We start from the raw sequence: 15,677 nt of genomic DNA, 5'->3' as shown, positions 1-15,677 counted from the left end.
GCGCTCACCGCTCGGCCCCGATACCCGTGACGCGCCCCCAAGCGCACAGGTGAGACGGAGCTTCGGCATCGTGGGGCGGAGGACACGTTTTGGCTCGATTCCCCCGGCGCCGTTCAGGCGCGATCACCGCCCCCAAGCCCAGGACCGGAACGGCACTCGTTCGTCGCACGACGCCGGCCGCGCCTGCGGCCGCGACGGACGTCGCAGCGGAGGCGAAGCTCCAGAAGGACTCGCTCGGTCGCCGCCTCCGCCGAGGCAGCGCGAAGAACGTCATGGTCATGTCCGTCGCCGCGGGCCTGGTCGGCACGCTCGCGATCCCCGCCTACGCCTTCGCGCCGGGGACCGACGGGATCCAGTTCGGCGCGACCGCCCAGACGCAGCTCACGAAGGCGGCCCCGCAGGACGTCGAGGTCGCCGAGGACGTGATCGCCGCCCCGATCTCCGAGGACGGGTACGACGCCGTCACGGGCGAGGAGATCCGCGCGGCCGAGGAGGCGCAGCGCGCCGCCGAGGAAGCCGCCGCCGCCGCGGAGGCCGCCCGGCAGGCCGCCGCCGAGCAGATGACCTCCTACGCCGCGGCCGCGAGCGAGTACACGCCCGCCGCCGTCTATGGTTCGGCCGACCCCGCCAGTGTGTTCTCGGTCGCCCAGCAGTACCTCGGCGTCCCCTACGTCTACGGCGGCGCGACGCCGGCCGGCTTCGACTGCTCCGGCCTCGTCCAGTACGTCTACGCGCAGTTCGGCATCAGCCTCCCGCACTCGTCCTCCGCGCAGGGTGCCGCCGGCACGCAGATCCCGCTCTCCGAGGCCGTCCCCGGCGACCTCGTCGTCATGAGCGGCCACATCGGCTTCTACGCCGGCAACGGCATGATCCTCCACGCCCCCTACGAGGGCACGGTCGTACGGACCCAGCCGATCTGGACCAGCGACTACTGGATCGTGCGGATCTGACGTGTGAACAGCGTGTGAAGCGTGTCGCGAATGGCGTGCCGGGGGGACCCGGCACGCCATTCGTGTCGTAGCCTTGACCCTGACGATTCCGAATACCGGGTAGGGGAAGTCCGATGGTCGGTCCGCGCAGCAGCACCCATTCCGCGGGTGCGCGCGTGCTCTACGACCAGCGGCGCAGTAGTCAGCCGAGTCGCGACCGCGCCGGGATGCCGACGGGCACTGTCTTCACGACGGTGCCCGTTTCGCGTCTCCGGGGCGGGTGCGCGCACCCCGCGGCATCCGGATCGTCCTTCCCTTCACGCGGCTGGAAGCCATCCAGCACCGATCGAAAGGCACCCCATGCGCACGCTCGTGCTCAATGCCGGATATGAACCCCTCGCGATCGTCTCGTTCAAGCGCGCCCTCCTGCTCGTCATGAACGAGAAGGCCACCGTGATCCTCCACGACGAGGGCAATCCGGTGCACGGAGCGACCGGCGAATGGGTCAGGCCGAGCGTCATCCTGCTCACCCGGTACGTGCGCACGCCGCGCGTGCACCAGGTCCCGGTCAGTCGCCGAGGGGTGCTCCGGCGCGACGAGCACCGCTGCGCCTACTGCGGCAAGTCGGCGGGAACGATCGACCACGTGCTGCCGCGATCCCGCGGTGGACGCGACACGTGGGAGAACCTGGTGGCCTGCTGCCTGCGATGCAACAACTCGAAGGGCGACCACACCCCCGCGGAGATGGGCTGGACGCTGCGGATCACGCCGCGCATGCCGCATGGGCGCGGGTGGGTGGTTCGCGGGTTCGAGCGGCCGCTTCCGCAGTGGAGCGACTACCTCGAGCGCGCCGCGTGAAGTGCGCCCCGGCGCGCCGGTGCGCGGCATCGTGACAAGCGCTCGGAGCGTGCCTTAGGGTGGTACGAGTCCGGAGCACCCCCGGCTCCGGAGACCCGCAACGCCCCCGCTTCCGCCTCCCCCGAGCCGGTGCGGGACCGGAGGTTCACGATCCTTGTACGGTGACGACGCGCACGGCCGACCCCCAGGCCTGCGGCCCCGACGCCAGTCCGCCCTGCCCATGGACGGGTTCGCCGGCTGGTCGCCCGAGCGCGGCGAGGCCGACCCGCGACCGGATGCCGCATCCGGTCCGCCCGCGACCGGTCGCCGAACGGACCGCGAGCGACCCGCCGACGGGATCGCAGCCCGGGAGGCGTCGCCGCGGCGCGACCGGTCGGCGCTCCGGGACACCGGAGCGGGTCCGGAGCAGCCGTCCGGCCGTCCGGAGCCGCCGCGGGCGGCACTCGCGCCGACGCCCCCGCACCCCGGATCGCGCGCCGCGCGCGACGAGCCGCGGTCCGGGCAGGGCGAGCGCCGGGTGACTGCGCCGCGCACCGAGGTCGACCAGTGGCGCCGCGACCGGGTCCGACCCGCCGCGGAGACGCCGGTCGCCGGTCGCCCCGACCTGCCCTCGGCCGCACCCCGACGCGACGCCGGCGCGGGCCGGCGCACGATGCCCGGCGCCGACCGCGTCCCGGGCCCCGCACCCACCTCCGGTCGTCCGCCGATGGGCGAGCGGCCGGCGGCATCCGCCCGACCGACCCGGCCCGACGGCCTCGGGACGGCATCCGATCGGCGCGAACCCGCGCGGGCCGCGATGTCGCCCCGTCCCGCCGAACGCCCCGCACCGCCGGCACCCCCGGCGCGGCGCGCGCCGGCGCCCGAGGCCATCGCCATGACGTCGGCGACGGCGGCGGATCCCGCTGGAATCCCGACGGCGGCCGCGGCCGAGGCCCTGCCGACCGGCTCGCCCGCCGTCGCCGTCGCCGTGGCCGCCGCCACCGGCGGCGCACCGTCATCCACCGGTGCGCGACCGACCGGGCGTCGTCGCGGGACCGCACGCACCGCCGCCGCGCGCGCGGCGATCGCACCGTCGTCGCCCGGCGCACGCGCCTCCGGTCCGGTCTCCCGCCGGAACGGGCCCATGCGTGTGGCGGCCACCGTCCTCCTGGTGCCGGCGCTCGTCGGCACCGTCGCGCTCCCGGCCTACGCGTTCCTGCCCGGCGGCCACCTTCCGGGTGGGACGCCGACGAAGTTCAGCCTGTCGATCGCCGAGGCGCAGGCGCTCGAGGTCTCGGACCTCGCCGCCGGGGCCCCGGTGTCGAGCGACACCTTCGCCGTGACGACGCGGGAGGAGATCGACGCCGCGGCCGCGGAGGCCGAGCGTGCGGCGTGGGAGGCGGAGCTCGCCTCGCGCGGCACCGGCGAGTACGCCATCGTGGCGCAGCAGGCCGAGGGCGACGACTACCCGTGGTGGTACGAGACCCCCGACGACTACGGCGGCGGCCTCTCGCCCCTGCGCTACTACTACCGCGAGTGCGTCGATTTCGTCGCCTGGCGGCTCAACCGCGATGCCGGCGTCACCGGGGCGCCGTGGAAGTGGGACTGGGGCAACCTCGCGTCGGGCAGCGCCTGGATGTGGGCCGACGCGTGGGCGGCGAAGGGATGGCCGTCGAGCAGCGAGCCCGTCGTCGGCGCCGTCGCGTGGTTCCCGTACAACCACGTGGCGTACGTGCAGTCGGTCAACGGCGACGGCACGGTCACGATCGAGGAGTACAACTGGAACTCCGACCACTCGTACCACGTGCGGACGATCCCGGTGAGCGAGGCGCTCTACCTGTACCCGCCGGCCTGATCCCGGGTCGCCGCAGCCGGTTGGGTGACATCATGGCGAAACCGGCGCTCGAACTTGGACGTTCCGGACAATGACCGCATCGAACGCCCGCCGGTAGCCTGAGGCTTCCCTCCCCAGAGAAGCGAAGCAAGGTGACCGCGATGACGCAGCCCTCAGACGACAACCGGTTCGACGAGAACGGGTTCGTCGACGAGCTCGCCCCCTCGACGTCGGCGATCGTGGTGCTCGGCTACAACTGACCCGCGCACCGTCCAGCCGCCCCGTGCGCGTGCCGCCGCCCATGGCCGGAGCCGCTCCACGCGCCCGCTAGACTCGTCCGGTCAGCCTCTGTAGCTCAATGGAAGAGCAGCTCCGTCCTAAGGAGAGGGTTGGGGGTTCGAGTCCCTCCAGGGGCACGGTGGAGGATGCCGCGCCCTGGCCGCTTCCGTAGCCCGGCGTCGCACGGGTTCACGTGCCGGATCGGGGGCGGTAGCGTGGGCGGGTGAGCACCCCGATCGATCCCATCGCCACCGCCGCCTGGTCCGAGCTCGAGGCGCACCGCGAGTCGTTCTCGCCCGACCTCCGAGGCTGGTTCGCCGCCGACCCCGGCCGCGTCGAACGACTCAGCCTGCCCCTCGCCGACCTGCACGTCGACCTGTCGAAGAACCTCGTCACCGATGGGATCCTCGCCTCGCTCGTGCGCCTCGCCGAGGAGACCGGGGTCGCCGAGCGGTACTCGTCGATGCTCGCCGGCGAGCACATCAACACCACCGAGGACCGCGCGGTCCTGCACACGGCGCTCCGCCGTCCGAAGGGCGCGCAGCCCCCGCTCGTCGTCGATGGGCAGGAGATCGACCACGACGTCCACGAGGTGCTCGACCGGGTCGCGGCATTCGCCGACCGCGTCCGCTCCGGCGACTGGCTCGGCGCGTCCGGCAAGCGCGTGACCGACGTCGTGAACATCGGCATCGGCGGCTCCGACCTCGGCCCGGTGATGGTCTCCGAGGCGCTGAAGCCCTACGCCGACGCCGGCATCCGCGCGCACTTCGTGTCGAACATCGACCCGACCGACCTCGCGCAGAAGACGGCCGACCTCGATGCCGAGACGACGCTCTTCATCGTCGCCTCGAAGACCTTCACGACCCTCGAGACGCTGACGAACGCGCGGCTCGCACGCGACTGGCTGTGGGCGGGCCTCGAGGCATCCGGTGCGATCGGCGGCGACGAGTCATCCCGCACCGACGCCGTCGCCCACCACTTCGTCGCCGTCTCGACAGCCCTCGACAAGGTCGCGGCGTTCGGCATCGACCCGGAGAACGCGTTCGGGTTCTGGGACTGGGTCGGCGGCCGGTACTCGGCCGACTCGGCGATCGGACTGTCGCTCGCGATCGAGCTCGGACCCGAGGCGTTCGGCGACCTGCTCGCGGGCTTCCACGCGGTGGACGAGCACGTCCGGACGACGCCGCTCGAGCGCAACGTCCCGGTGCTGATGGGCCTCCTCAACGTCTGGTACTCCAACTTCCTCGGATCCCAGTCGCACGCGGTCCTGCCGTACGCGCAGCAGCTGCACCGCTTCCCGGCCTACCTGCAGCAGCTCACGATGGAGTCGAACGGCAAGTCGGTCCGCTGGGACGGCTCGCCCGTCACGACCACGACGGGCGAGGTCTTCTGGGGCGAGCCCGGCACGAACGGCCAGCACGCGTTCTACCAGCTGATCCACCAGGGCACGCGCCTGATCCCCGCCGACTTCATCGCCTTCGTGAACCCGGCGTATCCGCTGACCGACGACGGCCGCGACGTGCACGGGCTGTTCCTCGCGAACTTCCTCGCCCAGACGAAGGCGCTCGCGTTCGGGAAGACGTCCGAGGAGGTCGAGGCGGAGGGGACGACCGGGCCGCTCGTGGCGGCGCGCACCTTCGCCGGCAACCGCCCGACGACGTCGATCTTCGCGCCCGCCCTCACCCCGTCGGTGCTGGGCCAGCTGATCGCGCTGTACGAGCACATCACGTTCACCCAGGGCGTCGTGTGGGGCATCAACTCGTTCGACCAGTGGGGCGTCGAACTCGGAAAGCAGCTCGCCCTGCAGATCGCCCCGGCGATCGAGGGCGACCAGGCGGCGCTGGCAGGGCAGGATGCCTCGACCCGCGCGCTGCTCGAGTACTACCGCGCGCACCGGTCGAGCTGATGCCGGCACGCGGTGACGTCCCCGCGCGGCGCGTCACCGCGGCATCCGCCGCCCGCGCGCGCCGTCGGGTCGTCGACCGATCCGATCAGTCGCGTCGCCGCAGCGTCCGCAGGTGCCGCGCGGTCTCGTCGACCGCCTCGACGAAGTCGCCGTAGCGTCGCGTGACCCCGGGGCGGGGGCGCATCCAGAGCATCTCGAATCCGTCCTCGGTCTCGTGGATGTACCCCAGGATGCCCCGCGTCCCGCCGCCCGACCCGCGGTCCGAGACCCGCCAGGTCGCCCGGCCGATCGGCGTCACGTCGAGTGCGTCGCTGATCGTCGTGCCGCGGTACGTCATCGTCGTCCTCCCTCGACTCGGTTCCGGTCCATGGTCATCGCTACCCGAATCCGGAGGCGTCCGACAGGCCCTTGACAAGCCCCTGTCCCCGATCGGTCCCGCAGGGCTACGCTGTACGGACGTCGGTGCGGGCCGGGAGCGGTTCCGTCCGTTGCGCGGAGGTGGTTGTGGGGAAGTTGACGTACGACTCGACCCTCGGTGTGGACTTCGACGATCGCGTGCTCGCGCACCTGCAGCTCGTGATCGGCGCGAAGCTCCGCCGAGGCGAATCGTTCTACTTCAGTTGGCGCGACGATCCTGCGATCGGCGACGGCCGGAGCACGCTCTGGATGCACCCGCGGATCTCGCTCGTCTTCAAGTACGCGGGCGGCCGTCAGCCGTCGATCAACCGGGCCTGGGTCGATGCGCTCATGTCGACGGCGAACTCGCCCGGCGGGTTGGTCCTCGTGCCGGAGCCGGAGGCGAGGAACGCCGTCGATCCGAACGGAGGCCACGAGTCGTGAAGCGCGTGAACATCATGTACGGCGGCGCCCAGTACTCTGTCGGCGAGGCCGACGTGGAGGCCATCAAGGCGGCGATCGAGCAAGCGCACGAACGCGGCCTCGCCGATTGGATCACGGTGAACTTCGGCGAGGGGCGCCCGCAGCCGGCGCAGCTGCTGGTGGGTCCGGGGATCCCGGTGAGCATCGTGCCGATCCCGGCGGACGACCCGCTCCCGGGCGAGGGCGAAGGCGACGGGGATGCCGAGGGTCGCTCGACGACCCCCCTCGAGGTTCCCGCCGGCGACGCCGACAAGGTCGACCTCGGCGACTGAACGCCCACCGCGCGACGATCAGCGGATCGGCGGCCACTCCAGCTCGTCCGTGTCGCCGCCGTCGCCGAAGCCGGGCTCCGGTGCCTCGACCATGGGTCGGATGGCGGACAGCGCCGTCGTCGCGGCCCTGAGGCGCGAGACGAGCTCCTCGTCGACGAGTTCCTCGAGGTCGGTCTCCACGGGCTCCGTGAGGAGTTGGCTGGCCGGTCCGATCAGCATGTGCGCTCGCGCGGTCGAACCGTCATCCGCCCGGATCGGGATGTCGACGGATGCCGCGGATCGTCGCGACGCGAGCGCAGCCGCGTAATCGACGATCGCGTCGGCGATCGCACTTCCGGTGAGCAGCTCACCGCCTGCGTAGTGGATCCGATCCATACCTGCTGGTCTATCGGCCCGGGTCGGGTCGCTTCAACCGCTTGCATTCGAGGCCTCGACGTGGTCTCATCCGGGTTCCGTCCTCACGTCCAGTCGGCGGCGTGCGTCCAGCCCGCCAGGTACGCGCGCTCGTTCTCGTCGAGACGCACGCCCGAGCGCGGCACGGGCCGATCGTCCTGTTCGCACAGCTCGAGGATCCGCCTGACCACCACTGCGCGCAGGGGTGCGGTCGGGTGCTCGATGATCTCCCGCTGCAGCGGGGCCTCGAGCATCGGCCACCAGATCCCGATCGACGGAAGCGGACGGGCCCCGCGGTCGGTGCCGTGGTCGGGTCGGTCGATCACGGAGCTCATTGCGCGCGCTCCTCGGTGATCCGCCCGTCGTCGTCGCGGACGGCGACGTGCTCGTCGGCGTCGGCGTCCTCCTGCGCGCGTGCGCGTCGTTCGACCTCCTCGACTGCGGCGTCCAGGACGCGATCCTCCTCCGAGCGGTTCCCCCCCGGTCTGTGTCCCTCCGATTCGGACATGGTCACCCTCACCTCTCCGGTGGTCCGTGCGCCCCGAACGCGATCCCCGTCATGGAGGTTACGCGGTGAGTCCCGTCGGCGGCAGGCCCTTGATCGGCGGTGGGGGTGGTGCTAGCCGGGCGGCTCCGGGGGCGTCGCGGATGGCGGGTGCGAGTGTCGGCGGAGGGGAGCATGATGGGCGGATGGACCTGCCGGTGATGCCTCCCGTGAAGCCGATGCTGGCGAAGGCGGTGAAGGGCATCCCCGACGTCGGGCACGTCGAGCCCAAGTGGGACGGCTTCCGCACGATCGTGTTCCGCGACGGCGACGAGGTCGAACTCGGCAGTCGCAACGAGCGGCCGATGACCCGGTACTTCCCCGAGCTCGTCGAGGCGCTGACGCAGAACCTCCCCGAGCGCTGCGTCGTCGACGGGGAGATCGTGCTCGTCCGCGACGGCCGGCTCGACTTCGACGCCCTGCAGCAGCGCATCCACCCCGCGACGAGCCGGGTGCGGCTGCTCGCCGAGCAGACGCCCGTCTCCTTCGTCGCGTTCGACCTCCTGGCGCTCGGCGACGACGACCTCACGGGCCGCCCGTTCGCCGAGCGGCGAGCGCTGCTCGTCGACGCGCTCGCCGGGGCGTCCGACCCCGTCTTCGTCACGCCGGCCACCGCAGACCTCGGCGAGGCCGACGACTGGTTCGCCCGGTTCGAGGGCGCAGGGCTCGACGGCGTGGTCGCGAAGCCGCTGGACGGCACGTACCAGCCCGACAAGCGGACGATGTTCAAGGTCAAGCACGAGCGGACCGCCGATTGCGTGGTCGCCGGGTATCGCTGGCACAAGACCGGCGGCATCGTCGGGTCCCTCCTGCTCGGGCTCTGGGGCGACGACGGGCGCCTGCATCACGTCGGGGTCGCCGCGTCGTTCCCGATGGCGAAGCGACGCGAGCTCGTCGAGACGCTCGCGCCGTACGTCGCGGACGACCTCTCGCAGCATCCGTGGGGGGAGTGGGCCGACCAGGAGGCCCATCGGGGCGGCCGGATGCCCGGCGCGGTCAGCCGATGGAGCGCGGGCAAGGACCTCTCGTTCGTGCCGCTGCGCCCCGAACTGGTCGTCGAGGTCGCCTACGACCACATGGAGGGCGATCGGTTCCGGCACACGGCGCAGTTCCGCCGCTGGCGGGCGGATCGCACGCCCGAGAGCTGCACCTACGGGCAACTGGAGGCGCCCGCGGGGCTCGACCTCGCCGAGATCCTGCCCGTGGCCCGCTGAGTGCGCCCCCGCGGCGACCCGCGCCGCGCGGTCACAGCACGGCGCGCAGCCCCGCCGACTCGGCGGTGTGGTGCTCGAAGACCAGGTTCGTCTCGGTGAGCGCGACCGCAGGGTTCGCCGAGAGGTTCTTCAGGACGAACTGCCGCACGTGCTCGCTGTCGCGGACGCGGACGTGGATGAGGAAGTCCTCGCTGCCGCCCAGGAAGAAGAGCTGCGCCACCTCGGGTTCGCGTCGCAGGTCGTCGGAGATCTGCTCCATCAGGTGGCGGGCGCCGGGGCGGATGCGGACGGAGACGAGCGCCTGGAGGGTGAAGCCGAGTGCGGTGGGGTTGATCTCGGCCGTGTAGCGCGTGATGACGCCGCGCTCGCGCAGCGAGCGTACGCGCGCGAGGCACGTCGACGGGGAGACGCCCACCTCGCGCGCGAGGTCGACGTTCGGGATGCGGGCGTTCTCGTGCAGCAGGGCGATGATCTGCCGGTCGATGTCGTCGAGGACGACCCGGGCAGGTTCGCTGAACTTCGGCAGATCGGACATGGCGGTGCTCCTCGACGAACATTCGGGACAGATGCCGTGAGTCTACCGAACATCATGCGGATGCACTTCACAAAGAGCGAACATGAGGCGACCATGGAAGCACACATCCACACAGCATTCGGAGCGAGAACCATGCACGTCGGCGTGCCTGCAGAGATCAAGAACAACGAATTCCGCGTCGCCATGACGCCGGCCGGAGCACACGCGCTCGCCCAGCGCGGCCACCGGGTCGACATCCAGGCCGGGGCCGGCGAGGGCGCCGGCTACCACGACGCCGAGTACCGCGCGGCCGGCGCGAACATCGTCGCCACCGCCGAGGAGGCGTGGTCGGCCGAGCTCGTGCTGAAGGTCAAGGAGCCCATCGCGCAGGAGTACGGCTTCCTGCGCGAGGACCTCACGCTCTTCACCTACCTCCACCTCGCCGCCGACCTTCCGCTCACGCGCGCGATCCTCGACTCCGGCGTCACCGCCATCGCGTACGAGACCGTGCAGCTCGCCGACCGGTCGCTGCCGCTGCTCACACCGATGAGCGAGGTCGCCGGGCGTCTCGCGCCGCAGGTCGGCGCCATGTCGCTGCACGCCTCGATGGGCGGGCGCGGCGTCCTGCTCGGCGGGGTTCCCGGTACGGCCCCCGCCAAGGTGCTCGTCATCGGCGGCGGCGTCGCCGGCGAGCAGGCCGCGGCCACGGCGATGGGCCTCGGCGCGGACGTCACGGTCATGGACATCTCGCTGCCGAAGCTCCGCGAGATCGACGCCCGCTACGAGCACCGCATCAAGACGCTCGCCTCGTCGCCGTACGAGGTCGCCCGACAGATCCGCGAGGCGGACCTGGTGATCGGCGCGGTGCTCGTGCCCGGCGCGGCGGCCCCGAAGGTGATCACCGACGAGATGGTGTCGACCATGAAGCGCGGCGCCGTGCTCGTCGACATCGCGATCGACCAGGGCGGCTGCTTCGAGGGCTCGCGTGCCACCACGCACGCCGAGCCGACGTACTCGGTGCACGACGCGATCTACTACTGCGTCGCGAACATGCCCGGCGCGGTCCCCGCGACCTCGACGCCGGCGCTCACCAACGCGACGCTGCCGTATGCGCTGAAGATCGCCGACCTCGGCTGGGAGGCCGCGCTCGCCGCGGACCCGGCCCTCGCCAAGGGGCTGAACGCCACCTCCGGCAAGCTGACCAACGAGGGCGTCGCCAAGGCGCACGGACTGGAGCTGTCCTCCCTCGTCTGACGCCGGGGTGCCCGACCAGGCGCTCCGTGAGCACACGACGGCCGCCGACCCGATCCGCATCGGGCGGCGGCCGTCGTGGCGTCCGGGGGCGTGTCAGGAGAGCGAGAGGAACAGCTTCTCGAGCTCGTCGAAGTCGAGGCGCCCGCCCGAACCGTCGACCTTGCCCTCGGGGTCGGCGGCGCAGTCGCGCATCGCGGTCGAGATCACGGCGAAGCCGGCGCGGTCCAGCGCGCTCGACACGGCGGCGAGCTGGTTGACGACCGTGCGGCAGTCGGCGCCGGACTCGACCGCGTCGATCACGGCGTTGAGCTGCCCGCGGGCGCGCTTCAGGCGGTTCGCGATGCGACGCTGCGCGTCGGCGGTGGTCTCGGTGGCGACGTGGGTGGTCATGCGGTACCTCCGATGGTGAGGGGGAGCCCGGCGCGGTACCACTCGGTGATCCCGCCCGAGATGTTCACGGCGTCGACGCCCTGTGCCGAGAGGTACTGGGTCGCCTGGGCGCTCCGTCCGCCGGCATGGCACATCACGTAGACGGTCCGGTCGCGGGGCACCTCGTCGAGCCGTTCGACGAGCGTGCCGAGGGGGATGTGGTGGGCGTCGTCGACGCGCGCCTGCTCGAGTTCGTGGTCCTCGCGGACGTCGAGGATCCACGCGTCGGACACGGCGTGCGCATCGGCGGGTGAGATCGACTTCATGTGCTGCTCCTCATGCGATCGGATGCCAGGGAAAAGCATACCCCCATGGTATCAATACCCAGTGGGTATCGAAATCCGTCGGAGTGCGGCGATGCTCCGGGGGATCCGGCCGCGCCGCCGTATGGTGTCGATGTGCAACGGCTCGATCGGAACGACGGGGACGAGTTCCCCGACGATGGGACCGAGACCCCTGCCGCCGAGCGTGCCGGGTCGACGGATCCGACACGCGACCCCGCGACACCGCACGCGGTGACGATCGGCGACCCCTCGGTCGTCGCCGGCAACATCGCCGAGCCGAGCTGGCGCCGCTGGCACGCCGAACTCCGCGACCTCGGCGGGCGCTCCCCGCTCATCCACTTCGACGACGCGCCGCGCACCAGGATCGAGCTCTCCACGACGCACCCCGGCGGCCTGCCGCAGTTCATCACCGGCAAGTCCACGCTCCTGTCGAGCCTGATCCGAGACGAGCTCGCCCTCCGCAACGCGCGGCTCGCGGCGGCCGAGATCACGCAGAAGGGCGTCGAGCTCCGGTCCGTGCGCGGCATCGAGTCGGTCCACCTCGCGATCGGGCTGGCGTCCTGGCAGTCGGCGGGCGAGGACTTCCTCGCCCCGGTGCTGCTCCGACCCCTCGCGATCCGTCGCTACGGGCGCGACTTCGAGCTGAAGCTGAAGGGCCAGCCCTTCCTCAACCCGGCGCTCGCCCGCGAACTGCACGAGCGGTTCCAGATCACCCTCGACGCCGACGCGTTCGTCGCGCTCGCGATCACCAACGGCGTGTTCAAGCCGCAGCCCGTGATCGACCGGCTCAGGGGGCTCACCTCGCACCTGCCGTACTTCCACGTCGCCCCGCGCCTCGTGGTCTCGTCGTTCGCCGAGGTCGGTCCGTCGATGGGGGCGGATGCCGCGCGGCTGGAGCATCCCGTCATCGACGCGATCGCCGGGAACCCGAACGCCCGCGCCGCCGTGTCGCGGCAGGCGGAGCCGCCCCGCATCGTCCCGCAGGACGAGCGGCCGCCCTCGACCGACCGTCTCCTGCTCGACGCCGACCCCGAGCAGGAGCGGGTGATCGCCCGCATCGAGCAGGGCGACTCGATCGTCGTGAAGACGCTCCCAGGCACCGGCGGTACGCAGACCATCGTGAATGCGATCGGCGCGCTGCTCGCGAACGAGCGCCGCGTCCTCGTCGTCGGAGCCCGTCGCGCGAGCCTCGATGGCATCGCGCACCGGCTCGGGCAGGTCGGCCTCGGCGGGCTCGCCGTGAGCACGGAGCGCCTGCGGCGGGACCTCATCCAGTCGATCACTCGGAACGAGAAGGCCGAGCAGCCGCGCATCGCCGACATCGACGACGCGCTGGTGCGCCTGCGCCGCGTGCTGCTCGACTACCGGAACGCGCTCACGCGCGACGAGGGCGAGCTCGGCGTCTCCGTGCTCGACGCGCTCACCGCCCTCGCCGGTCTCGCGTCGATGCCCGTGCCGCCGGACACCACCGCGAGGCTCGACCGCGCGTCGCTCGTCGCGCTCGCCGAGGGACGCGACGCCGTCGCGGCCGACCTCGTCCGCGCGGCGACCCTCGGCGAGTTCCGCTACGGGCCGGGGGACTCGCCCTGGTATGGCGCCGACTTCACGACATCCGAGGAGGCGACGGCCGCCCACGAGCTCGCCAAGCGGCTGAGCACGGCCGACGTGCCCCGGTTGCTCGACCGGGGGCGCGCGCTCATCGCGCAGACGCGCCTGCGCCAGTTCGAGTCCGTCGCCGAGCTCGGGGTCTTCCTGCGGCTGCTCCACGACGTGCGCGACACGCTCGACAAGTTCCTGCCCGCGGTGTACGACCGTCCGCTCGGCGAGCTCATCGCCGCGACCGCGCCGCGCCGGGAGACCGGGATGTCGGGCGCGAACCGGCGCCGACTGAAGCGACTCGCACTGGAGTACGTGCGCCCCGGCGTCCACGTCGGCGACCTGAACGCCTCGCTCCGCGGCATCCAGCAGCAGCGCACGCTGTGGCACCGCTATTCGGAGGCGGGGGCCGTGCCGAGCGTGCCCGTCGGGCTCGACGACGTGCACGTGGCCTACCACACGGTCGCCGCCGACCTGCAGGAGCTCGATGCGCCGCTCGGGCTCGCCGGCACCCCCAGGCGGCTCGCCGCGCGGCCGCTCCGCGACCTCGAGGCGACCCTCGTGGGGCTCGCCGCGGAGTCGGAGGTGCTGCTCAACCTGCAGGAGCGGACGGCGCTGCTGCAGAAGCTCCGCGGCCTCGGGCTCGACCCGCTGCTCGTCGACCTGGCCAAGCGCCACGTGCCCGAGCAGCAGGTGGCCTCCGAGCTCGAACTCGCCTGGTGGCAGTCCGTGTTCGAGACGATGCTCGCGGGGGACCCGGCCCTGCTCGGCGCGAACACGAGCGTGCTCGACCGACTGGAATCCGACTTCCGCCTCGTCGACGATGCGCACGCCTCCGCGGCCGGGCCGCTGCTCGCGTGGCGTCTCGCCGAGGCGTGGCGCGTGGCGCTCGTCGACCAGCCCGACGAGGCCGAGCGCCTGCGGCGGATGCTCCGCGGCGACCGGGTCCGTCCGGATCGGCTCCACCGCGAGGCGCCCCACCTGTTCCGCCTGCTCGCGCCCGTCTGGCTCGCGTCGCCGTACGAGGTGCCGGAGATCGACGATGCCATCCGGTTCGACACCGTCCTCCTCGTCGATGCCGGCGCGACCACGATCGCCGAGAACCTGGGCGCGATCCGGCGGGCGAGCCAGGTCGTCGCCTTCGGCGACCCGGTGACGCAGACGCCCACGAGGTTCGAGGTCGCGATCCCGGCCGACGCCGACGCCGCCCCGCGCCCCGCGGCCGAGCACGGCGTCGACGCGCTGCACGCCGACTCGGCGCTCGCGCGCCTCGCCGACCTGCTGCCGACGATGACGCTCACGCGCAGCTACCGTGCGGGCGGCGAGGACCTCGCCGAGCTCGTGAACCGACGCTTCTACGGCGGCCGCATCGTCTCGATGCCGTGGGCCGGGAGCTTCCTCGGGCATGGGAGCCTCGGATTGCACTACGTCCGCGGCAACGGGCTGCCCGACCCGGTCACCGGCACGGTGGAGAGCCTCGACGCCGAGGTCGCGAAGGTCGTCGAGCTGGTCATGGACCACGCCGTGAAGCGACCGCGCGAGTCGCTCATGGTCATCACCGCGAGCGCACGGCACGCCGCGCGCGTGCACCAGGCCGTGCTGGCGGCATTCGCCAAGCGCAGCGACCTGTCGGACTTCATCCTCCGCGACCGCGCCGAGCCGTTCACGGTGCTGACCCTCGAGCAGGCCGTGGCGCAGAGCCGCGATCGGGTCGTGTTCTCGATCGGCTACGGTCGAACGCCGCACGGACGGCTGCTGTCGAACTTCGGCGCGCTCGGCGAGCCGGGCGGCGAGCGGCTCCTGGCGGTCGCGATGACGCGAGCCCGCCGCTCGATGGACATCGTCTCCGCCTTCCGGCCGGAGGACATCGACGAGGACCGCCAGCGCCACGGCGTGGTCGCGCTCGCGAGCGTGCTCTCGCATACCGAGGAGCAGAAGGACGCGGTGCGCGACCGCGGCCGGGGCGACCCGATGCTCGTCGACCTCGCGACGCGACTCGAGCGACGCGGCATCCGCGTGAGCGTCGGCCATCGCGACACGCTCTCCCTCGCGGCCTCCTACGCGGGCAAGGCCGTCGTGGTCGAGACCGACCAGGCGCTCGTCGGGCAGAGCCTCCGGGAGTCGCTGCGCCTCCGACCCGACGTGCTGCGACGGCTCGGATGGCACTACCTGCGCGTGCACAGCTTCGAGCTGTTCGGCGACCCCGAGTCCGTCGCCGAGCGCGTCGCCTCCGTCCTCGGGAGGGGAGCGCCGGCGGTCGAGGAGGCCGAGACCGCGTGATGGCCCCATCCGAGCACGACGACGCCGGCGGACCGGATGCCGAGGCCCCGCGCCAACGCGTCGAGCGCGCACGCGGCGCACGTCGCGCCCGGCTGACCCCGGCACCCGGCACCGACCCCGAGCCCGAGTCGGCGGTGCCGGGCGCGCATGACGGGAGCGAGGGCGGGGCGCCGCGACCCTCGCGTCCCGATGACGAGCGGATCACGCGCGAGCGGCCGCCGCACTGGTGAGAC

At 72.4% G+C, this 15,677-nt stretch carries 17 protein-coding genes and 1 tRNA gene; 11 read left to right on the top strand and 7 right to left on the bottom strand.

The genetic code is table 11. The features are described 5' to 3' along the window. Nucleotides 1-89 precede the first annotated feature (89 nt). The 5 genes from ABME02_RS16255 to pgi all read left to right on the top strand — a co-directional run bounded on the left by ABME02_RS16255 (nucleotide 90) and on the right by pgi (nucleotide 5,785). A complete protein-coding gene (locus tag ABME02_RS16255) occupies nucleotides 90-950 on the top strand; it encodes a C40 family peptidase (protein WP_353816386.1) in 861 nt (286 codons plus the stop codon). 339 nt (nucleotides 951-1,289) lie between these two features. Continuing rightward, the gene (locus ABME02_RS16250; protein WP_353816385.1) at nucleotides 1,290-1,787 is read left to right on the top strand and encodes an HNH endonuclease; all 498 of its coding nucleotides are present in this window, start codon (nucleotides 1,290-1,292) and stop codon (nucleotides 1,785-1,787) included. Between the two features lie 220 nt (nucleotides 1,788-2,007). Next, complete coding sequence (locus ABME02_RS16245) at nucleotides 2,008-3,621, top strand: CHAP domain-containing protein (RefSeq protein ID WP_353816383.1); 1,614 nt, start codon at nucleotides 2,008-2,010, stop codon at nucleotides 3,619-3,621. Nucleotides 3,622-3,944: 323 nt separating this feature from the next. Next, nucleotides 3,945-4,016, top strand: a tRNA-Arg gene (locus ABME02_RS16240). Nucleotides 4,017-4,102: 86 nt separating this feature from the next. After that, on the top strand, nucleotides 4,103-5,785 hold the full coding sequence (pgi, locus tag ABME02_RS16235) for a glucose-6-phosphate isomerase (RefSeq protein ID WP_353816381.1): 1,683 nt from the start codon (nucleotides 4,103-4,105) through the stop codon (nucleotides 5,783-5,785). Between the two features lie 85 nt (nucleotides 5,786-5,870). Here the strand turns inward: pgi and ABME02_RS16230 are convergent, their stop codons facing one another. After that, complete coding sequence (locus ABME02_RS16230) at nucleotides 5,871-6,122, bottom strand: hypothetical protein (RefSeq protein ID WP_353816380.1); 252 nt, start codon at nucleotides 6,120-6,122, stop codon at nucleotides 5,871-5,873. Nucleotides 6,123-6,289: 167 nt separating this feature from the next. Between ABME02_RS16230 and ABME02_RS16225 the strand changes: the two genes are divergently transcribed. Continuing rightward, the gene (locus ABME02_RS16225; RefSeq protein WP_353816379.1) at nucleotides 6,290-6,625 is read left to right on the top strand and encodes a DUF7882 family protein; all 336 of its coding nucleotides are present in this window, start codon (nucleotides 6,290-6,292) and stop codon (nucleotides 6,623-6,625) included. Then, nucleotides 6,622-6,936, top strand: a complete 315-nt coding sequence (locus ABME02_RS16220) for a hypothetical protein (protein WP_353816378.1) — start codon at nucleotides 6,622-6,624, stop codon at nucleotides 6,934-6,936. Before ABME02_RS16225 ends, ABME02_RS16220 begins: the two co-directional genes overlap by 4 nt. A gap of 18 nt (nucleotides 6,937-6,954) precedes the next feature. Here the strand turns inward: ABME02_RS16220 and ABME02_RS16215 are convergent, their stop codons facing one another. From ABME02_RS16215 to ABME02_RS16205, 3 genes are all read right to left on the bottom strand, one after another. Further along, the gene (locus ABME02_RS16215; protein WP_353816377.1) at nucleotides 6,955-7,311 is read right to left on the bottom strand and encodes a hypothetical protein; all 357 of its coding nucleotides are present in this window, start codon (nucleotides 7,309-7,311) and stop codon (nucleotides 6,955-6,957) included. An 83-nt stretch (nucleotides 7,312-7,394) separates the two neighbouring features. Then, nucleotides 7,395-7,664 (bottom strand): hypothetical protein, encoded by a 270-nt coding sequence (locus tag ABME02_RS16210; RefSeq protein ID WP_353816376.1) that lies wholly within the window; start codon nucleotides 7,662-7,664, stop codon nucleotides 7,395-7,397. Next, on the bottom strand, nucleotides 7,661-7,837 hold the full coding sequence (locus ABME02_RS16205; protein ID WP_353816375.1) for a hypothetical protein: 177 nt from the start codon (nucleotides 7,835-7,837) through the stop codon (nucleotides 7,661-7,663). Before ABME02_RS16205 ends, ABME02_RS16210 begins: the two co-directional genes overlap by 4 nt. Nucleotides 7,838-8,019: 182 nt before the next feature. Here ABME02_RS16205 and ABME02_RS16200 point away from each other — a divergent pair, with 182 nt between their 5' ends. Continuing rightward, nucleotides 8,020-9,087 (top strand): ATP-dependent DNA ligase, encoded by a 1,068-nt coding sequence (locus ABME02_RS16200; RefSeq protein WP_353816374.1) that lies wholly within the window; start codon nucleotides 8,020-8,022, stop codon nucleotides 9,085-9,087. Between the two features lie 31 nt (nucleotides 9,088-9,118). On the opposite strand, the gene ABME02_RS16195 is transcribed toward ABME02_RS16200, so the two are convergent. Continuing rightward, nucleotides 9,119-9,622: an Lrp/AsnC family transcriptional regulator gene (locus tag ABME02_RS16195; protein ID WP_129233701.1), complete on the bottom strand. Its 504-nt coding sequence runs from the start codon at nucleotides 9,620-9,622 to the stop codon at nucleotides 9,119-9,121. A gap of 132 nt (nucleotides 9,623-9,754) precedes the next feature. Between ABME02_RS16195 and ald the strand changes: the two genes are divergently transcribed. Further along, nucleotides 9,755-10,855: an alanine dehydrogenase gene (ald, locus tag ABME02_RS16190; protein ID WP_353816373.1), complete on the top strand. Its 1,101-nt coding sequence runs from the start codon at nucleotides 9,755-9,757 to the stop codon at nucleotides 10,853-10,855. 93 nt (nucleotides 10,856-10,948) lie between these two features. On the opposite strand, the gene ABME02_RS16185 is transcribed toward ald, so the two are convergent. Together ABME02_RS16185 and ABME02_RS16180 are read right to left on the bottom strand one after the other, a co-directional pair. Beyond that, a complete protein-coding gene (locus tag ABME02_RS16185; protein WP_353816372.1) occupies nucleotides 10,949-11,245 on the bottom strand; it encodes a metal-sensitive transcriptional regulator in 297 nt (98 codons plus the stop codon). Beyond that, nucleotides 11,242-11,550 carry a rhodanese-like domain-containing protein gene (locus ABME02_RS16180; protein WP_353816371.1) on the bottom strand — a complete coding sequence of 103 codons (309 nt, stop codon included), beginning with the start codon at nucleotides 11,548-11,550 and terminating at the stop codon, nucleotides 11,242-11,244. The genes ABME02_RS16185 and ABME02_RS16180 overlap by 4 nt, the downstream gene beginning before the upstream one ends. A 45-nt stretch (nucleotides 11,551-11,595) precedes the next feature. Here ABME02_RS16180 and ABME02_RS16175 point away from each other — a divergent pair, with 45 nt between their 5' ends. Together ABME02_RS16175 and ABME02_RS16170 are read left to right on the top strand one after the other, a co-directional pair. Further along, nucleotides 11,596-15,444 (top strand): AAA family ATPase, encoded by a 3,849-nt coding sequence (locus tag ABME02_RS16175; protein WP_436408288.1) that lies wholly within the window; start codon nucleotides 11,596-11,598, stop codon nucleotides 15,442-15,444. Then, nucleotides 15,444-15,674 carry a hypothetical protein gene (locus ABME02_RS16170; protein WP_353816492.1) on the top strand — a complete coding sequence of 77 codons (231 nt, stop codon included), beginning with the start codon at nucleotides 15,444-15,446 and terminating at the stop codon, nucleotides 15,672-15,674. The genes ABME02_RS16175 and ABME02_RS16170 overlap by 1 nt, the downstream gene beginning before the upstream one ends. Nucleotides 15,675-15,677: the final 3 nt, after the last annotated feature.

Origin of the sequence: Agromyces zhanjiangensis, assembly GCF_040496055.1 — a bacterium.
In the GTDB taxonomy this organism is placed as follows: Bacteria; Actinomycetota; Actinomycetes; order Actinomycetales; family Microbacteriaceae; genus Agromyces; species Agromyces zhanjiangensis.
Note: the sequence above shows the minus strand (reverse complement) of the source record. Positions and strands in the feature narration are given on the sequence as shown.

Coding starts and splice junctions, on each gene's coding strand:
- ABME02_RS16250 (WP_353816385.1), top strand. CDS start 1,290: ATGCGCACGCTCGTGCTCAATGCCGGATATGAACCCCTCGCGATCGTC.
- ABME02_RS16245 (WP_353816383.1), top strand. CDS start 2,008: ATGGACGGGTTCGCCGGCTGGTCGCCCGAGCGCGGCGAGGCCGACCCG.
- ABME02_RS16230 (WP_353816380.1), bottom strand. CDS start 6,122: ATGACGTACCGCGGCACGACGATCAGCGACGCACTCGACGTGACGCCG.
- ABME02_RS16215 (WP_353816377.1), bottom strand. CDS start 7,311: ATGGATCGGATCCACTACGCAGGCGGTGAGCTGCTCACCGGAAGTGCG.
- ABME02_RS16210 (WP_353816376.1), bottom strand. CDS start 7,664: ATGAGCTCCGTGATCGACCGACCCGACCACGGCACCGACCGCGGGGCC.
- ABME02_RS16205 (WP_353816375.1), bottom strand. CDS start 7,837: ATGTCCGAATCGGAGGGACACAGACCGGGGGGGAACCGCTCGGAGGAG.
- ABME02_RS16200 (WP_353816374.1), top strand. CDS start 8,020: ATGGACCTGCCGGTGATGCCTCCCGTGAAGCCGATGCTGGCGAAGGCG.
- ABME02_RS16195 (WP_129233701.1), bottom strand. CDS start 9,622: ATGTCCGATCTGCCGAAGTTCAGCGAACCTGCCCGGGTCGTCCTCGAC.
- ald (WP_353816373.1), top strand. CDS start 9,755: ATGCACGTCGGCGTGCCTGCAGAGATCAAGAACAACGAATTCCGCGTC.
- ABME02_RS16185 (WP_353816372.1), bottom strand. CDS start 11,245: ATGACCACCCACGTCGCCACCGAGACCACCGCCGACGCGCAGCGTCGC.
- ABME02_RS16180 (WP_353816371.1), bottom strand. CDS start 11,550: ATGAAGTCGATCTCACCCGCCGATGCGCACGCCGTGTCCGACGCGTGG.
- ABME02_RS16175 (WP_436408288.1), top strand. CDS start 11,596: ATGGTATCAATACCCAGTGGGTATCGAAATCCGTCGGAGTGCGGCGAT.
- ABME02_RS16170 (WP_353816492.1), top strand. CDS start 15,444: ATGGCCCCATCCGAGCACGACGACGCCGGCGGACCGGATGCCGAGGCC.